The following is a 15,654-nucleotide window of genomic DNA, read 5'->3' on the forward strand; positions in this document are numbered from 1 at the left end:
AAAAGCCGGTGGACGGATGCGGACCGCGTGCCCCGCTCCACCCCGGTGTTTTTTCCTCTCAATCCATCAAATCATGCCGCGAACGGCAGGGAGCGCTTGACTTTCACGCACCGATGAGTAGGTTTCGCGCTGATTTCAGACATCGGGGCAGATTCACCGCCAGCCATCTGGCCGCAAGAACCCTATGCTCTACAACAAGGAACAGGATCCAAGGCCATGGCCAAGGCGACAACAATCAAGATCAAGCTGCTCTCCACGGCGGACACCGGATTCTTCTATGTCACCAAGAAGAACTCCCGCACGATGACCGAAAAAATGGTCAAGAAGAAATACGACCCGATTGCAAAGAAGCATGTCGAGTTCAAGGAAGCCAAGATCAAGTAGATCCGGCTTTCAGACTGTGTTTGCAAGAACCCGCCTTTCCGGCGGGTTTTTCGTTTCCCCGCCGGCCCGGCGTGACGACCACCACGGGAACCGTCCAAATAAATACAACCTGACGACCCGGAGGCCGGGCCTCCAGGCTCATTTCAGACGGATATGGCGGAAAAAAGTGGTCGGCGGGAACACGGCATTCGAGGAGGCCACTCTTCGGCCGGTTCCCTGCCGACCTGCCCCACGGACCCAGGAGATGCGGCGGACCTGAGCACTCCGAGGGGTATCTTCATGTCTGGATAGTCACGACGGCAGCAGCGCCCTCGCCAAATAAACCATCGGGGTTATCCCCAATCTGAGGTCACACTACCCTATTGCAACCTGAATGCAACACTTTCCAAAAAATTTGCACAGGAACAATATGATCTTAGTAAATCTGTAACCTTAATATGACCGTCGAGGCAGGCGCGACACTTTGATTCGCCGCATCGGAGACCGTGACCGCATACTTGCGCTCGTACGAAACCTTGCGGAATTCTTTCGCCGGAACACGGCTGCGGGTAGTCCCGGCTCAGGCTTCGCCCAGGTAGGCGCGCACTGTTTCCAGAAACTTCGCCACAGAAATCGGTTTGGAAATGTAAGCTTCGCAGCCGCCCTGGCGGATCCGTTCTTCATCGCCCTTCATGGCGAAAGCCGTCACCGCGATGACCGGGATCGAGGCGATATTCTCGTCTTCCTTGATCCACTTGGTGACTTCGAGCCCCGAGACTTCAGGCAACTGGATGTCCATCAGGATCAGATCCGGATGGTTTTCACGGGCCAGTTGCAGAGCTTCAATCCCGGTGCGGGTCTGCAAGGTATTGTAACCGTGTGCTTCGAGCAGATCATGAAACAACTTCATGTTCAGCTCGTTGTCTTCTACGATCAACACGGTTTTCGCCATATTTCCGGCCCTTTATCCGGCAGAAAGCCGGTCCCAATTATCATTCTCGCGGCGTTTTATTGTCCGCGGTAGAACCTTCGTGCGGCCTACATTAGGTTTGTTCTAACCCGGAATCGTTTCAGAAAGGCAAAAAAACACAATGAAAAATCTACAGGCGAAGTCATTGTCCGTTGAAGAAGCGCAAGGTATCGCCACGGAAGCACTTCTGCAGCTCAGCCGGGATCCGGAACAAGTCGGGCGTTTTCTCGCCATGTCCGGTATCGGGCCGGAAGTGATCAGGGAAGCGGCGCAAGAGCCCGGTTTTCTGGCCGGAGTGCTTGAATTCTACATGATGGATGAAGCGCTCCTGCTGGCATTTTGCGAAAATGCCGGTGTCAGGCCGACCATGATGGCCGCCGCGCGGTATGCCCTTGCCGGAGGGCAGGAAGACCATGCCTGAACCCACGCCGGTCCTGCCGGAGGTTCTGGAGCAGATCCACGCTCTTCCCGTTGTCGACAGGCCGCTGATCATCTGCGACGTCGACGAGGTGATCCTTCACTTCATCACTCACCTGGAAGCCTATCTGGATGCACGGGATCTTGCCTTTCTGAAGCATGAATACCGGCTGACGGGCAATATCGGCCGCAAGGCGGATCAAACCACGCTCCCGGCGGACGATGTGCGCCGACACCTGCTGGCCTTTTTCGATGAAACCAGCCATCGGCAGGACATGGTTGCGGGCGCCGATGCCGCCCTGCGCGACCTTTCGCGGGACTGGGAAATCGTGCTGCTGACCAATCTGCCCGGCGGTCACAACAAGCCGCAGCGCGAAAAACTGCTGTCGGGCATGGGTATCCCCTATCCGGTGCTTGCCAATTCCGGCCCCAAGGGCGGCGCGGTCGCCGCACTTGCCGCCGGGCGCCCCGGCCCCTTCGTCTTCATCGACGACAGCCCGACCAACCACAGCTCGGTGAGCGCCTCGTTGCCTGCAGCCACCCAGATCCAGTTCGTCGCCGATGCCCGGTTCCGGGGATCGCTGCTGCAGGAAAGCCATATTGATCTCGTGACGGGCGATTGGCAGGAGACGGCGGCCTTCATCAGCGGTATTCTGGACCAGTAATGACTCAAGCGGGGCTGCAAACCTCCCCGCCAGCCCCTGTTGTGATCCATATGGTTCCGGAAAATCGAGCCCTTTGCCGGGACTGCGGCAACCGCTTCAAGTCGGCCTCCCCCCGCTGCCCGTCCTGCGGCAGCCCCCGGCTTGTGCGGCATGCGGAACTCGACATGCTGTCGATTGCCCATATCGACTGCGACGCCTTTTACGCGGCCATTGAAAAGCGCGACAATCCGGAGCTTAGCGACCAGCCGGTGATCGTTGGCGGCGGCCAGCGCGGGGTCGTCTCGACCTGCTGCTACATCGCCCGCATCTACGGCGTGCGCTCCGCCATGCCGATGTTCAAGGCGCTGGAAGCCTGTCCCGATGCCGTGGTCATCAAGCCAGACATGGAGAAATACGCCCGCGTGGGCAAGGAAATCCGCGAACGCATGCGTGCGCTGACGCCGCTGGTGGAGCCTCTTTCCATCGACGAGGCGTTTCTCGACCTGACGGGAACACAGCGCCTTCACCACGCGACACCGGCCGAAACGCTCTCCAAATTTGTCCGCGATGTGGAAAGGGACATCGGCATCAGCACCTCCGTCGGCCTGGCGCCGAACAAATTCCTGGCAAAGCTGGCGTCAGAACTTGAAAAACCGCGCGGCTTTTCGGTGATCGGCGCGGGGGAAGCGAAAGCCGTGCTGGCGGCAATGCCCGTCGGCCGTATCTGGGGTGTCGGCAAGGTGTTTCAGCAGAAACTGGAAAGAGACGGGATCCGTACCATCGGCCAGTTGCAGACCATGGACTCCGTGGATCTGGCGCGCCGCTACGGCTCGATCGGACTGCGTCTTGCCAAGCTTTCCAACGGCGAGGACACGCGCTCCGTCGAACCGGGCCGGGGCGCGAAGAGCGTCTCGTCGGAAACGACGTTCCGGACGGATATTTCCAATCTGGACACGCTGCGGCCGATCCTGCGCAGCCTGTCGGAAAAGGTCTCCGCCCGGTTGAAGAAATCGGAGCTGTGCGGGCGCGGAATAACGCTGAAGCTGAAGACGGCCGACTTCAAGACCACCACGCGCGCACGGCATCTGGCTGATCCAACGCAGCTTGCCGACAGGATTTACGCCGCCGGCGAGGCCCTGCTTGAAATCGAAACCGACGGCCGGAAATTCCGGCTGATCGGCATCGGCGTCAGCGACCTGGAGCCTGCCGAACGCGCCGACCCGAAGGATCTTCTCGATCAGTCCGCCGAGCGGCGCAAGAACGCCGAACTGGCCGTTGACCGGCTGCGGGACAAATTCGGTAAATCGGCTGTTGAACTCGGCCTGACCCATGCGGCCAAGATGGCGGAAAAATCAAGAAAGACCTGACTCTACCGTCAGGCTACGGCACCTGCCGGGAAGGTCCCTAATGCCGGGGGCACTCGACCTCGTCATAGAGTTCCAGCGCCGTCATCTGGCCCTGGATGGTGAAGTCGCCATAGTCGAGTTTCAGCTTGCCGCTGATGCCGTTCTCGTAAAGCCAGAAGGACAGCTGATAGACGGGCAGCAGTTCGCCGCTGGCGTTCTCTTCGGCCGGATCGAAATAAGCCACGGTCACCGGCCAGTAATGCAGCCCTGACAGCGGCGCTTCCGGCCCTTTTGCTCCGGGTTTGACCGGGCTGAGCGTTCTGGAACCGATCACCGTTGTGGTGGCATAGACCTTCTCACCGGTTTCCGCGCCGTCATAGATGTCGGCCGCCAGGAAATGCACGCCCTCGTCGGCTGATTTCAGCACCGCGAGAAGATGTTCGGTGGGAAAAAGCACCTCGCGGCCGATTTCAAGTGACTTTTCCGAAGGCTCCTTCAGTTCGACCGTCTTCGTGCCGGTGCCCGCGCGCGCCGTGCCGCGCGTTGCCTCGACCAGTTCCTGGTCGACGAAGGTCTTCGACAGGAACTGATAGCCTGCAGCTTTTGGCTCTTCGAAGGAGGTGGTCTGAAGATCGGTGATCTGCGAACCGCCGTTGGCGTCCTGAAACTCGGTCACGAAGCGGAAATTGACGCTGTAGCCTTCGCAGGCGCTGCCCGAAAAGTCATAGACCATCCGCCCGTTCAGTCCCGCGATGCCGGACTGCTCTTCCATGTCGCCGAGCTTCATGTCGTAGACGGCCCGGTGGGGCACCAGCTTATAAGCCGCGGCCGATCCCATGTTTCCGGCGACAGCCCCGCTCGCCGCGACGGACGAGGCGGCAAGAGCCAGCAGCACACCCCGGAAGGTCAGGGATACGGACTTGGGAACGCACTGCATCAATCAAACCTCTTATTCGCCCGGACACTCGAGAGCCGCGAGGGCCCGTGCCGGACATTATGCGGCAAACCGCCTGTTTCGCCAGAGCGAATGAACAGCCGCGCGTGAAAACTTCAGGTGCGGGGCATATCTCGCACGAATATACCGGAAGCGGCATTTTCCGGCAGGCCGATGCCGCCTCCTCCACAGCTTCCTTGCCGCGACGACGAAGAATTTGGCCTTGTCAGGTCCGGCGAATTACGCCAAGACACCGGACAACCTCACATAGGCCTGCGGACAGCAGAATTCAACGAGACACACCAGCGCGGAGACCCCTCATGAGCACCGTAGAAGCCCGCCTTTCCGACCTCGGGATCACCCTGCCGGAGGCCGCAGCGCCCGCAGCCAATTACGTTCCTTTCGTCAGAACCGGCAACCAGCTTTTCATCTCCGGCCAATTGCCGATGAAAGACGGAAAGATCCAGGTCACCGGCAAGCTTGGCGCCGATGTCAGCGTCGATGACGGCAAGGCGGCCGCAAAGCTCTGCGCCATCAACCTTCTGGCGCAGGCAAAGGCCGCCCTCGGAGATCTCGAGAAAGCCGCGCGTCTCGTCAAGATCGTCGGCTTCGTCAATTCGACCGCCGATTTCACCGAGCAGCCGCAGGTAATCAACGGCGCTTCCGATTTCATGGTGGACGCCATGGGCGACAAGGGCCGGCACGCCCGCTCCGCCGTCAGCGCGGCTTCCCTGCCCTTCGGCGCGGCCGTGGAGATCGAGGCGATTTTCGAAATCGCGGACTGATTTTCTTTCTGGCACTTCCCTCTTGACCAAGACCCAAGCCATGACCCCGGACCTCCAGGCGATATTCGCCCGCCCGATCGCGCATCGCGGCTATCACGATGCGGACAACGGCATCATCGAGAACACGCCTGCCGCCATCGCCGCCGCGGTGGAGAAAGACTTTGCCATCGAGGTGGACGTTCAGGAGACCGCCGACGGCGAGGCGCTGGTGTTCCACGATTACACGCTCGACCGGCTGACGGAGGGCACCGGCAAGGTCATCGAGCAGACCGCGCGCGATCTGGTTCGGATCCACATGAAGACCGGGTCCAACAGCCTGTGGCTGCTGCAGGATCTGTTCGACCTTGTCGACGGCAAGGTTCCGCTGGTCATCGAGATCAAGTCGCTGCTGCGCCGCGACGCCCAGGGCGCCTTCGTGCGCCGGGTGATTGACCAGGTCGCGGCATACAAGGGGGCGGCGGCGATCAAGACCTTCGACCCGGACATGCTGTCCATCGCCCGGAGCCACAACCCCTCCGTCCTGCGCGGCATCGTGGCGGACGCGGCCGAACCCGGCCCCACATACGGCCTGCACGGCCGCATGGACCGGTTCATCCTGCGCCATATCCTGCACGCGCCGCGCACAAGGCCGCATTTCATCTCCTACGGCATCAAGGACCTGCCCAAGGCCGGGCCCAGCCTGCTGCACACGCTGTGGAAGCTTCCGATCATGTGCTGGACGGTGCGCACCCGCGAGCAGCGCGAAAAGGCTGCGAAATATGCCGACCAGATCGTTTTCGAGGGTTTCGATCCGGACATAAAACCCACGATTTGACGCAAGACGTGCCCGCGCCTCTTGCGCTGCAAAATGGCGGCGCTACATTTCGGTCATGGTTTCAAATCGTGGTTCTTTCTGACGCATGACCTCATCCCCCTCCAAGGACGGCAAGGCTCCGGCGTCGGCAGGCGCGGAACAGACCGTGACCCTGCGCATCCTGTCGTCGCTGAAGGATGTCTCCGCAGAGGCGTGGGACCGGGTCGCCAATCCCGGTTGGCAGATGACGGATGGCGGTGTTCTGCAAAAAGACGCCACTCAATATTCCGGCATGGACGACCTGGCCGCCGCTCTGGCGGACGATGCCGGGCCGTTGGCCGAAGAAGCCGCCTTCAACCCCTTTCTGTCGCATGCGTTTCTGGAAGCGCTGGAAGCCTCGGGCTGCGCCACCGCCGAAACCGGCTGGCTGCCCCGGCACATGCTGCTGGAAGACGATGCAGGTGCGGTTCTGGGCGCCGTGCCCGCCTATCTGAAGAGCCATTCGCAGGGTGAATATGTCTTCGACCACGGCTGGGCCGAAGCCTTTCACCGGGCGGGCGGCGAGTATTACCCGAAACTGCAGGTCTCCGTGCCCTTTACCCCCGCCACGGGCAGACGGTTCCTGACCGGGCCCGGCGTCAACCGGGAAGCCGGAATGCAGGCGCTGGCGGCCGGGCTGGTTCAGGTCTGCCAGCGGACCGGCGCATCCTCCGTCCATGCGACCTTCCTGACGAAACCGGAATGGGACCATCTCGGCGAACTCGGCTACCTGCAGCGCACCGACCAGCAGTTCCACTGGGAAAACAACGGCTACGACAGTTTCGAAGGCTTTCTGGCCGATCTCGCCTCGCGCAAGCGCAAGGCCATCCGCAAGGAACGCCGCGAAGCGCTGAGCGCCGAGGGCCTGGAGGTGGAATGGGCCACCGGCGCTGACCTGACCGAGGCCCATTGGGACGCGTTCTACACTTTCTACCTGGATACCGGCAGCCGCAAATGGGGCCGGCCCTATCTCAACCGCGAATTCTTCTCGCTGATCAACGAACGGCTGGCCGACCGCACGCTTCTGGTGCTGGCCAAACGTGATGGGCGGTATGTGGCCGGCGCGCTCAACTTCATCGGTTCGGACACGCTGTTCGGCCGCAACTGGGGCTGCACGGAACACCATCCGTTCCTGCATTTCGAGCTCTGCTACTACCAGGCCATCGATTTCGCCATCGCCCACGGCCTGAAACGCGTGGAAGCCGGGGCGCAGGGCGCGCACAAGCTGGCGCGCGGCTACCTGCCCGCCACCACCTATTCCGCCCACTGGATCGCCCATGAGGGCCTGCACGACGCGATCGCCGATTTCCTGGAACACGAGCGCGCCGCGGTAGAGCACGAAAACGCCGCCCTCGCCGAGCACGCGCCTTTCCGGAAAGACGGCTGAACGCGGAAAGCTTCCGCCGCAACGTCAATAGCCTCGGCTTGCGTAGCACTCCCCCCACACCTCCCGCGCCGTACCGGCCCTGAGCCGGGACCTTTCCCGAGATCGACCGAAGCCGAGAGAGACTCCGGCGCAAGGCCAGGGATGCAGGGTGTGGTGGCCGCCTGCGGATACGGATGATCCCGAACCCGCATCCCCCTCGGCTATTCCCCCGGAACGAGACCGGACACCCGCCACATATACCGCGCTGTCCCGGCCCTGAGCCGGGACCTCTCCTGAAATCAGATAAATGAGAGAAAGACCCCGGCTCAAGGCCGGGGATGCCCGGAGTGGCAATCGCTCGCGGTTACGGATGATCCCGAGCCCGCAAAGCCCACGGCTGTCGCCCCGGACAAGCGCAGCGCAGAGCCGGGGCCTACTCGTTTCCAGAGCTTCTGCTGGATGTCTGCAGAGACTGCCCCATACGCTCAGCTTCCAGACAAGCGGCACCGAGAGTGGACCCCGGGTCTGCGCTCCGCTGCGCCCGGGGAGTCATGCGGAGCAAGGGCGCAGCCTGCTGAAACACGCCTTCAGGCCCGTTCGAAGCTCTCCGCGACGTCATACATCACCGGTTCGAAGCTCTTGCACAGTCCGCTGATGCGGCGGTTGCGCGCGCGCATTTCCGGCGATCTCAGCATCGCCAGGAAATCCTCCCGCCGCCGCCACTGCGAGTAGTTGGCGATGCGCGTCTGCGCGTCGTTGACATGAAGCCCCGCGCCGATGAACCCCGGCTGATGACGGATGAACTCCTCGTAGGCATCCTTCAGCTCGTCCAGAAGGTCGAAACAGGTCCCCGGCGTCATTTCGAAGGTGGTGATGACGGTCTGGCAATCCCGGTCACTGGATATCTCAGGCATGGCTCTCCTCCTCCCCCGAAGGCTGGCACGTTTTGCGAGGGTGGGCAATATGGAGGGGGAGAGAGTGTAGCTTACCTACAACCTGCCGAAACAATGACTGAGTTAATTTCACAATGGGCCGCAATTTTCCATTCATGTCTTTGAGATAAAAAAGAACAGGTTCAAACAAGGCTATTTCGCTTATGAATTTACAGATTCGAAAAAAATATCTTTTTTTGGGTTTTTCCCTGATTGTACTCGCGTTTGCTGCCTTTTCCTTTCCGCTTGATCGGTTTTCGGGAACCTCGGTTGAATATACTGCGGTCAAGGAAAATTTAAGAACCGACCACCATCGCGGCATCGCATATTTTGCATTCGGCGATTTCTCCAGTCTGACGTCAGATACACTGCGCGTTTCAGCATCGCCGTGGAAACTCGTGACGGCCGCTCTTGCTTTAAGCGCCGTTGATGGTGACTTAGATCTCGTTGGCGAGGTTGACCTCAAGGCCATATTTCGTCGGTTTGGCTTCCATTCTCCGGAGTCATTCGGCAATTGGCCTGAAGATCTAGAAGCACCTGAAATCCAGTATCCAGTCGGTCAGAATGTTGGTTTTGCGGGTCGGATGTTTCCTCCAATTGGCGCAACGATCGGCAATATCGGCTGTGCTGCATGTCATAGCAGCGTAATGTATGACGCAAATGGGATGCCTAACCTAAACCATGTTTGGCTTGGCATGCCGAATGGCTCCATCAACCTGGAAGCCTATACGTCGACACTTTTTGGAGCGATGCGGGACTGGAGCGGGGATCCCGATTTGCTGATGGCCGCGGTAGACCGGCTTTATCCGGAAACCGGATGGCGCGAGAACTTCACCTTGCGCAACTTCATTTTACCCGAGTTAAAGAAAACCGTGGATCAACGGGATGCCGAAATCGGCCGGTTGCTGCCATTTCGAGCCAGCCTGGCTGGAGCAACAAACGGGCTCGACTCCCTCAAAAACAGGCTCGGCCTGATCCCCAAAGGCACTGTTTTGGAGCACAGCATATTCAACTCGGTACCCGATCTGGGAGGGCGACTGTGGCGCTACAAGCTGCTCAATACCGGCACCTATGCCATTCCGGGTATCGACCATACAGCCACCGTCAAAGCCGAAGACATCAACCCACGGCATCGGCGCGGGCTGGCGGGGATTATTGCTTATTTCACTGTCCCGAGTATGGGCGTTACCCCAGAGGTCGCAGAAACGTCCATTGAGCCTGCCTTCTGGATTACGGATTGGATGAAGGATTACAAGCCTCAGCCTTTCCCCGGCCTGATCGACCCCTCCCTCCTCGCAGAAGGCGGCGAGATCTATAGAAACAAATGTGCTGAATGCCACGGCACTTACAATGACAGCCTCGAAACACCGGCACTGACCTCTTTCCCCAACTGGGAAGGGAATGTTGGTACGGATCCGCAGCGCGCCCGTTTGCTCACGAGTGAAATCTCAAGCGCGGTCAACGCCTCACTTTTCGGGAAATACATTTCGGCCCGGTCGGTCGACACCTATGCGGCCCCGCCTTTGATCGGGCTCTGGGCCAGCGCTCCCTATTTTCACAACGGTAGCGTGCCGACGCTATGGCATATGATGAACCCGGAAACGCGACCGACGCGGTTCAATGTTGGCGGACATAGGCTGGACTTGGAGAAAGTCGGCATTGCCGGCGATCCGCAACCCGATGGAAGCTGGACGACACCCGATGGTTACACGCCGTGGTCCGAACCGGCCCTAGTGGACACGACAGCGTTCGGTCTCGACAGCAAGGGGCATGAAAAGGAGTTTTCCGGACTGAGCGATGACGCCAAGCGGGCGTTGCTGGAGTACCTTAAATTGCTCTGATCTACAGGATAAGATCTTTCGCGGGGATTCGGGCACGTTCGAGTTCGGCGCCAGACGGCGTCGGACCGACGCGGAGGACATTGACCAGCCTTCTATCGTCCGCGACACCAAATCGACTGCAAAGCTCGGCGCGCCAATCAGGATGATCGGCGAGCACCGACATCGGCCAGGCGGAAAGCCCCACGCTTGCAAGAGCCAGCAGCAGACCATAAAACGCGACGCCATTATCGAGCGGGTCCTCATCATAGGGCCGATGAAAGAGCAGGATCGCGGAGGAGGTCATGGACCTCTTTTTTTCCGATACAAGCCCGCTGGCGAGATGCAGCGCTTTGAGAATTTTGAAAACGGGCGTGCGCAAAACGATGCCGGCTCCAAAAGCCTCGAGACGGCTCATCGCCATGGCCTCGGCGTTCAGGCCGTCTACGGCCCATTGGTCATGATTCCGCGAAAGGCGCATCCAGAAAAGAAGTTCCTCACGGTAAGGCGTATTGGAGAAAAACATCAAGCTGGCTTCGTCATTCATCTCGGACAGGGCAGCTATTTCCGGTTTGCTTCCAATGACTAGTATGTCATCTCGATCCGCAGCGACCTGCGAAATCTGTCGTTTAGAAATATCCGTGGCCTCGGTAAAACCACCACGCCAGGTGTGCCTTTGCCCGACGATGTTGGCATGCCTGTCTATCTGACCTGTCTCGACAACCTCCACTTTCGCCAATTGTGCAATGCCTGCGCTGTCACCTCTCGGAAGGAGTTCCCTTGACCGAATACCGAGGCCGAATTCAGACAACGCGAGACGGGTACCCTCCAGCGCCGCGCCGAAGCTCAGACGAGTGTCTCGTCCCTCGGGATCACCGACGGCCAAGCACCGGTTGTGATCCAGCCAAAGGCTGATCGACCCGTCATCTTCAAGCTTCCAGCGCGTTGGTTGCGTATTGTGTACCGAGGGTGCGAGGTTGGCTCTCGCGACAAGTTTTGTGAAGTCAGCGGAGGAAAGCACCATCATGACAAAGCTTTTTTGAATAGATGCAATTTGTGCAGAGGCTCCGCATGAGATTTCTCTTTTTGCGCAAGACTCGCCTTGTTGCTGTCGCCAATCCAAGTGTTGCCGAGTTTTTCATAGCCCGCCTGTTTCATCGCCAGGATAACCCGGTGCAAGACGACGGGATTAACCCCTTGGCCTTGCAATTCCGGTATCACACCAGAGAAGATCAAGACCGCACGCTTGCAGGTAACCTTGTGTCTGACAAAGTGAAAGAGGCTCGTTATGCCGAACCGTGATCGCGTCTTGCGCAGGAAGGGGTTTAGGTCGGGCACGCAAATGATGCAGGCGGCCGGCTTGTCGCGATGATAGAGAACCGCGGAAATGCGGGGATCCATAATCCATTTCATGTCGCGGGCCTGAAAGTGAAATTCCTCACGTGACACGGGAACGAACATTGGGTTATTCGCGAATGACGCATTCAGGATTAGGCGTGCATCCTCCATCCGTTCGGCAACGTTCGACCGGGTTACAGGCACAAAGCGGAAATCGGGGTTGTCGATAATTGCCTGCTGCTTGGTGCCTATTGCGGGAGGCTCCGCCTTGGATAAATCAAGCTCGAACGTGGTCATGGGAAACTCTGCGCTGTATCCATTCTCACGCAGCAACTCGGCAATATGGGGAGGGCTGTAAACAAGGTCCGTGTATGGCTGAGCGTCAAACATCGCGGTTTGCACCCCGATCTGCTGCATCGCCGTGAGATTGAAATTGCCCATGATTTCTTCATGACCGCGTAACCGCGCCCAATCCTCCGCGGCGCCGAGCAAGGCGCGGGCCGCCTCCTGGTCATTGGCGCAATCGAAATAGCCGAAATAAGCCCGGTTCCAGCCATGAGCCTCATTGGAGGCTGTGTGAACATGGGCGGTAATCCGGCCGAGCACTTTTCCGTTCCGATGGGCCGTAAAAAAGGTCAGTTCATCGTCAGCTCCAAAAAGCGGGTTTTCCTTGGTTGAGAGAAATCGCTTCAGATCCAATTTCATCGGCGAGACATAGTGCGAGGTTGAACCGTAGGCGGAAAACGGCGCCTCAAAAAATGCTTCAAAATTATGTTTCTGTAGCACCAGCGTCATGATGCCCCTCTCTTCTCTGCAGTCGATGAGCCAGAGAGCAATTCGCATTGCGACACAAGTTGAGCAATGCGAAATGCGGCCTGCAATTCCGGATCAATATCAAGGGTCGTAAATCCGGGTTGGCGCATCACCGCGATCGTCAAAGGCAGACGAGAAACCAAGATCAGGTGGGTCGCGGCATACCGATCGAACAACGCTCGCAACTGGCTCTCGGCCAGTGTATCCAGTGCGCTTTCGACGGGCAGGTCGCCGGATGCTAAAACTAACGCGGTCCCAAACCTCGCCCCGATAGCCTCGTTGTCGAATTCCGATAAATGCCTCTCACCCAGTAGAAGCGTTCCATCGAGAACACCGCTTCTCGAAAGGTCTTCAAGATAGGATTCGAGCGACGGTACGACGCCAAAACCAATTTTGGAAAACACCGCGTTTTGCCGCTCCGCTTCAGCCAGATAGAGCGCGTCACGGATAATCAACGCCAGCATGTGCACCGACAACACAAGAGCGGCTGTCTGCATCCATTCCGTTGCGTTCAGCTCATACCGCCATGCCATCACAGCTGCACTTAAACCGGCCGCCACCGCAAAAAGGGTCAGAACCGTAATGAATATCTTGCGTTGTAATTTCGGCTGCCACATGCTCAAGAAAAGCCAGCAAGTCACAAGTATTGCCAACCCTGAAAGCTGAACTGGCATCCAGACCTTCACGAGCTGGAAATCGGTCATCACGCACGGCAGAATAACGACGAGAGACAGGCTGACTCGCTTGATCGTGATATCTTCGGTTGGCGAAAGGCTGCTCCTGTCTCGCAGGACAACCAGAACACCTGCAATCACAAAGCCGGAAAGCTGAAACGCGAGCAGGGCCATCGCGAAAAAGAAGCTGGCAGTTATGGCGGGAAACAGAGCAAGCAAGACGAAGACGAAAGCGCCACCCGCCAACAGAATTTTGGCTGGCCTCGGAGCGTGCCGACGCAGAAGGCGCTCGGTTAGCAGCAACACACCGAGGGGAATAACGGCGGCTGTTGCAAACGTCATGAAACGAAAAAGGTCTGCCCCCGTGAAACTGAAGACAATGCGGGAAGTCAGAAACACGGAAACAATCCAGATGATCGCCTCGAAGCGATCTTCCAGGTTGTTCTTCACTCCGGAAGTGCGAATGCGTTTTAGCAGGATCAGGAGGCCACAAATCGCAGACACGGATATTATCGTATTTATGAGATCTATTTCCGACATGATCATGTGCCGCTGGCCATCATCTTTGCGAGAAATCTGGTTACGAACGGTCGCATGAGTGCGGTTGCGACGCGGTTGCGTGGCTTTTCGATCGCCGGTTTGTACGGATTGAAGAACCAGCCGGCGGCGTCGGTCGGACTTTCGCGTTCAAGAATAAGCGCTATCGTTTCGTAAGCCATCAGCATGCCCGTGGAGATGACCATCGGCGCAAAAGACATTCGGCTTCGTGTACCCGCAGCGACCTGACCTGCAAGTTCCAGATCGACATGGTGACGAGACGATGAATTCAGGATCACATATTCTGCTTCCCGCAGAAAGGAATCCGCTCGTTGCTGTTCGCTGATTTGATCCCAAGGTGTTCCGAGAGTCGGATATCCAAGCCGCTCTTCCGGCATAGGGTCATTCGACCGGGTGACATATACAGATGGCAATGGCGAAGCATATGCGTCAATGACCGCCTTCCCCACTGTTCGTGCCGTCCGGTAGAGCAGAAGGGAAGCGGCCAGATCGTCCGTTCCGTTAATGACTACGGTCGAGCCACCGACAAGATTATCCACATGCTCTGGCCATTCATTTCTGAAAACTTCGATCTTGATGTCCGGGTTGATCTGGAGACAGGCCGCGCTTGTCGCTTCCGCCTTGTGGCTACCGACTGATGCCAACGTACAGAACACCTGGCGGTTCAAATTCGAAACCTCGAATTCGTCAATATCGGCGAGCATAAGACGCCCGATTCCAGCGCGCACCAACGCCAGGATCGCCGCGCCGCCCATACCGCCTGTTCCACAGACGAAGACAGTGGCCTCGCGCAGACGTTCCTGTTCCTCAGGCGTAACGAAACCCAGGTTTCTCGTGGTGAAATCCGCGTAGTTGAATGTCATGTTTTCCAGGGTCTCAAAGATCCGTAGGCTCGGCTGTCATCGAGCCAGTAAAAAAACGGAAGGACTGCACGTCGCAACAGAACGAGTGCCGTCAAAGCCGCCAGGTTGGCCAGCGAACGACGCGGCACCGACTTGGTCACGTAGCGGCGCATAGCGTCGATGTCGATTGTTCCGATCTGGAGAAAGTCGTCGCCGCGATCATAGTCTAGCTGGTCGCGACAAAACACGTTAAAGGCCTCGTCACGATGTTTCGGCGCTACTTCAAAAGTCTTTTTGAGGTCATCAGAGCCGCCTGTATATGCGTTACGGATGATGAAGTTTTGTTCGTCAAATTCCGCCTCTGGTCCTACGCCAAACACATGCCGGTGTTCTGTCATGATTGAACGAGCGATCTGTACTTTAGCAAAATCGCGCGCTGGCCCTGCGCCTGGAACGGGATGAACATCACTGAAGGTTTCCGCAACCATTCCAATGATTGCCGGAACCTGGGTAACATTTGAGATATAGAGAGGGCGGAGACCACTCCTGATAAATAGGATCAGGCATGTAAGACCATAAAGAATCCAGGAAAAGCCTTGGCTACGAGCTTGCGGATCTACCATGACCAGCCCAAGGTGCAGGACCTTGGTCGGCTTTCCATTGTATTCGGCGTTAATGACAGCCAAAGCATTGAACGCCACGGGGCGCTCTTCGCTCTCGCTGTATATCACGGTGATTATGCTATCGTTCATACGGGATCTGTCCGCTGCAAAGACACCGTATTCGAGCGCCCCTGCCTCCAGGGTTCTCCCAGCAACCGCGCGTAGATCGCTAGAGAGCGCATCAAGCTCTTGTTGCGTCATCCAAAGACCGGGACGCTCGATCAATCGGGTGTAGGAACCGTTACCGGTTCCAAACTGCGCATCCAGATAGGGCTGACGGATAGCGTGAATTAAGGCTTTCAAAGATTCGCTCCGAACATGGATATGCGACGGGAGCATATATTAAGATCAGAAATCGCAA

16 protein-coding genes are annotated in these 15,654 nt (G+C 58.2%); 8 read left to right on the forward strand and 8 right to left on the reverse strand.

Annotated features, from left to right (window positions below; translation table 11 throughout):
• The first annotated feature begins 216 nt into the window (after window positions 1–216).
• A complete protein-coding gene (gene rpmG / locus Q1B40_RS11915; protein ID WP_094070346.1) occupies window positions 217–384 on the forward strand; it encodes a 50S ribosomal protein L33 in 168 nt (55 codons plus the stop codon).
• 559 nt (window positions 385–943) lie between these two features.
• Here the strand turns inward: rpmG and Q1B40_RS11920 are convergent.
• The gene (locus Q1B40_RS11920) at window positions 944–1,315 is read right to left on the reverse strand and encodes a response regulator (protein ID WP_068410288.1); all 372 of its coding nucleotides are present in this window, start codon (window positions 1,313–1,315) and stop codon (window positions 944–946) included.
• Between the two features lie 139 nt (window positions 1,316–1,454).
• Here Q1B40_RS11920 and Q1B40_RS11925 point away from each other — a divergent pair, with 139 nt between their 5' ends.
• Genes Q1B40_RS11925 through Q1B40_RS11935 form a run of 3 tightly spaced genes read left to right on the forward strand, consistent with a single transcriptional unit; the run spans window position 1,455 to window position 3,761 of the window.
• Window positions 1,455–1,754 (forward strand): DUF3572 domain-containing protein, encoded by a 300-nt coding sequence (locus tag Q1B40_RS11925; protein ID WP_299814332.1) that lies wholly within the window; start codon window positions 1,455–1,457, stop codon window positions 1,752–1,754.
• On the forward strand, window positions 1,747–2,415 hold the full coding sequence (locus tag Q1B40_RS11930; protein ID WP_299814335.1) for a hypothetical protein: 669 nt from the start codon (window positions 1,747–1,749) through the stop codon (window positions 2,413–2,415). The genes Q1B40_RS11925 and Q1B40_RS11930 overlap by 8 nt, the downstream gene beginning before the upstream one ends.
• A gap of 50 nt (window positions 2,416–2,465) precedes the next feature.
• Window positions 2,466–3,761, forward strand: a complete 1,296-nt coding sequence (locus Q1B40_RS11935) for a DNA polymerase IV (protein WP_299814923.1) — start codon at window positions 2,466–2,468, stop codon at window positions 3,759–3,761.
• 37 nt (window positions 3,762–3,798) lie between these two features.
• On the opposite strand, the gene Q1B40_RS11940 is transcribed toward Q1B40_RS11935, so the two are convergent.
• Complete coding sequence (locus Q1B40_RS11940; protein ID WP_299814925.1) at window positions 3,799–4,677, reverse strand: cell envelope integrity EipB family protein; 879 nt, start codon at window positions 4,675–4,677, stop codon at window positions 3,799–3,801.
• 317 nt (window positions 4,678–4,994) lie between these two features.
• Between Q1B40_RS11940 and Q1B40_RS11945 the strand changes: the two genes are divergently transcribed.
• From Q1B40_RS11945 to Q1B40_RS11955, 3 genes are all read left to right on the forward strand, one after another.
• Window positions 4,995–5,459: a RidA family protein gene (locus Q1B40_RS11945; protein ID WP_299814338.1), complete on the forward strand. Its 465-nt coding sequence runs from the start codon at window positions 4,995–4,997 to the stop codon at window positions 5,457–5,459.
• A gap of 40 nt (window positions 5,460–5,499) precedes the next feature.
• The gene (locus tag Q1B40_RS11950; protein WP_299814341.1) at window positions 5,500–6,273 is read left to right on the forward strand and encodes a glycerophosphodiester phosphodiesterase family protein; all 774 of its coding nucleotides are present in this window, start codon (window positions 5,500–5,502) and stop codon (window positions 6,271–6,273) included.
• An 85-nt stretch (window positions 6,274–6,358) separates the two neighbouring features.
• Window positions 6,359–7,678 carry a GNAT family N-acetyltransferase gene (locus tag Q1B40_RS11955; protein ID WP_299814344.1) on the forward strand — a complete coding sequence of 440 codons (1,320 nt, stop codon included), beginning with the start codon at window positions 6,359–6,361 and terminating at the stop codon, window positions 7,676–7,678.
• A gap of 566 nt (window positions 7,679–8,244) precedes the next feature.
• Here Q1B40_RS11955 and Q1B40_RS11960 read toward each other — a convergent pair.
• Window positions 8,245–8,571 (reverse strand): antibiotic biosynthesis monooxygenase, encoded by a 327-nt coding sequence (locus tag Q1B40_RS11960; RefSeq protein WP_299814347.1) that lies wholly within the window; start codon window positions 8,569–8,571, stop codon window positions 8,245–8,247.
• 182 nt (window positions 8,572–8,753) lie between these two features.
• Here Q1B40_RS11960 and Q1B40_RS11965 point away from each other — a divergent pair, with 182 nt between their 5' ends.
• Window positions 8,754–10,430, forward strand: a complete 1,677-nt coding sequence (locus tag Q1B40_RS11965) for a hypothetical protein (RefSeq protein ID WP_299814350.1) — start codon at window positions 8,754–8,756, stop codon at window positions 10,428–10,430.
• A 1-nt stretch (window position 10,431) separates the two neighbouring features.
• On the opposite strand, the gene Q1B40_RS11970 is transcribed toward Q1B40_RS11965, so the two are convergent.
• From Q1B40_RS11970 to Q1B40_RS11990, 5 genes are read right to left on the reverse strand one after another with little or no spacing between them, the layout of a single operon-like run.
• The gene (locus Q1B40_RS11970; RefSeq protein WP_299814353.1) at window positions 10,432–11,433 is read right to left on the reverse strand and encodes a hypothetical protein; all 1,002 of its coding nucleotides are present in this window, start codon (window positions 11,431–11,433) and stop codon (window positions 10,432–10,434) included.
• Entirely contained in the window at window positions 11,430–12,539 is a 1,110-nt protein-coding gene (locus Q1B40_RS11975; protein ID WP_299814356.1) for a GNAT family N-acetyltransferase, read from the reverse strand. The genes Q1B40_RS11970 and Q1B40_RS11975 overlap by 4 nt, the downstream gene beginning before the upstream one ends.
• Window positions 12,536–13,771, reverse strand: a complete 1,236-nt coding sequence (locus Q1B40_RS11980) for a hypothetical protein (protein ID WP_299814359.1) — start codon at window positions 13,769–13,771, stop codon at window positions 12,536–12,538. Before Q1B40_RS11980 ends, Q1B40_RS11975 begins: the two co-directional genes overlap by 4 nt.
• A 2-nt stretch (window positions 13,772–13,773) precedes the next feature.
• Window positions 13,774–14,652 carry a ThiF family adenylyltransferase gene (locus Q1B40_RS11985; protein WP_299814362.1) on the reverse strand — a complete coding sequence of 293 codons (879 nt, stop codon included), beginning with the start codon at window positions 14,650–14,652 and terminating at the stop codon, window positions 13,774–13,776.
• Complete coding sequence (locus Q1B40_RS11990; protein WP_299814364.1) at window positions 14,649–15,596, reverse strand: hypothetical protein; 948 nt, start codon at window positions 15,594–15,596, stop codon at window positions 14,649–14,651. Before Q1B40_RS11990 ends, Q1B40_RS11985 begins: the two co-directional genes overlap by 4 nt.
• Window positions 15,597–15,654: the final 58 nt, after the last annotated feature.

The organism is uncultured Roseibium sp., from assembly GCF_947496995.1.
Classification (GTDB): domain Bacteria; phylum Pseudomonadota; class Alphaproteobacteria; order Rhizobiales; family Stappiaceae; genus Roseibium.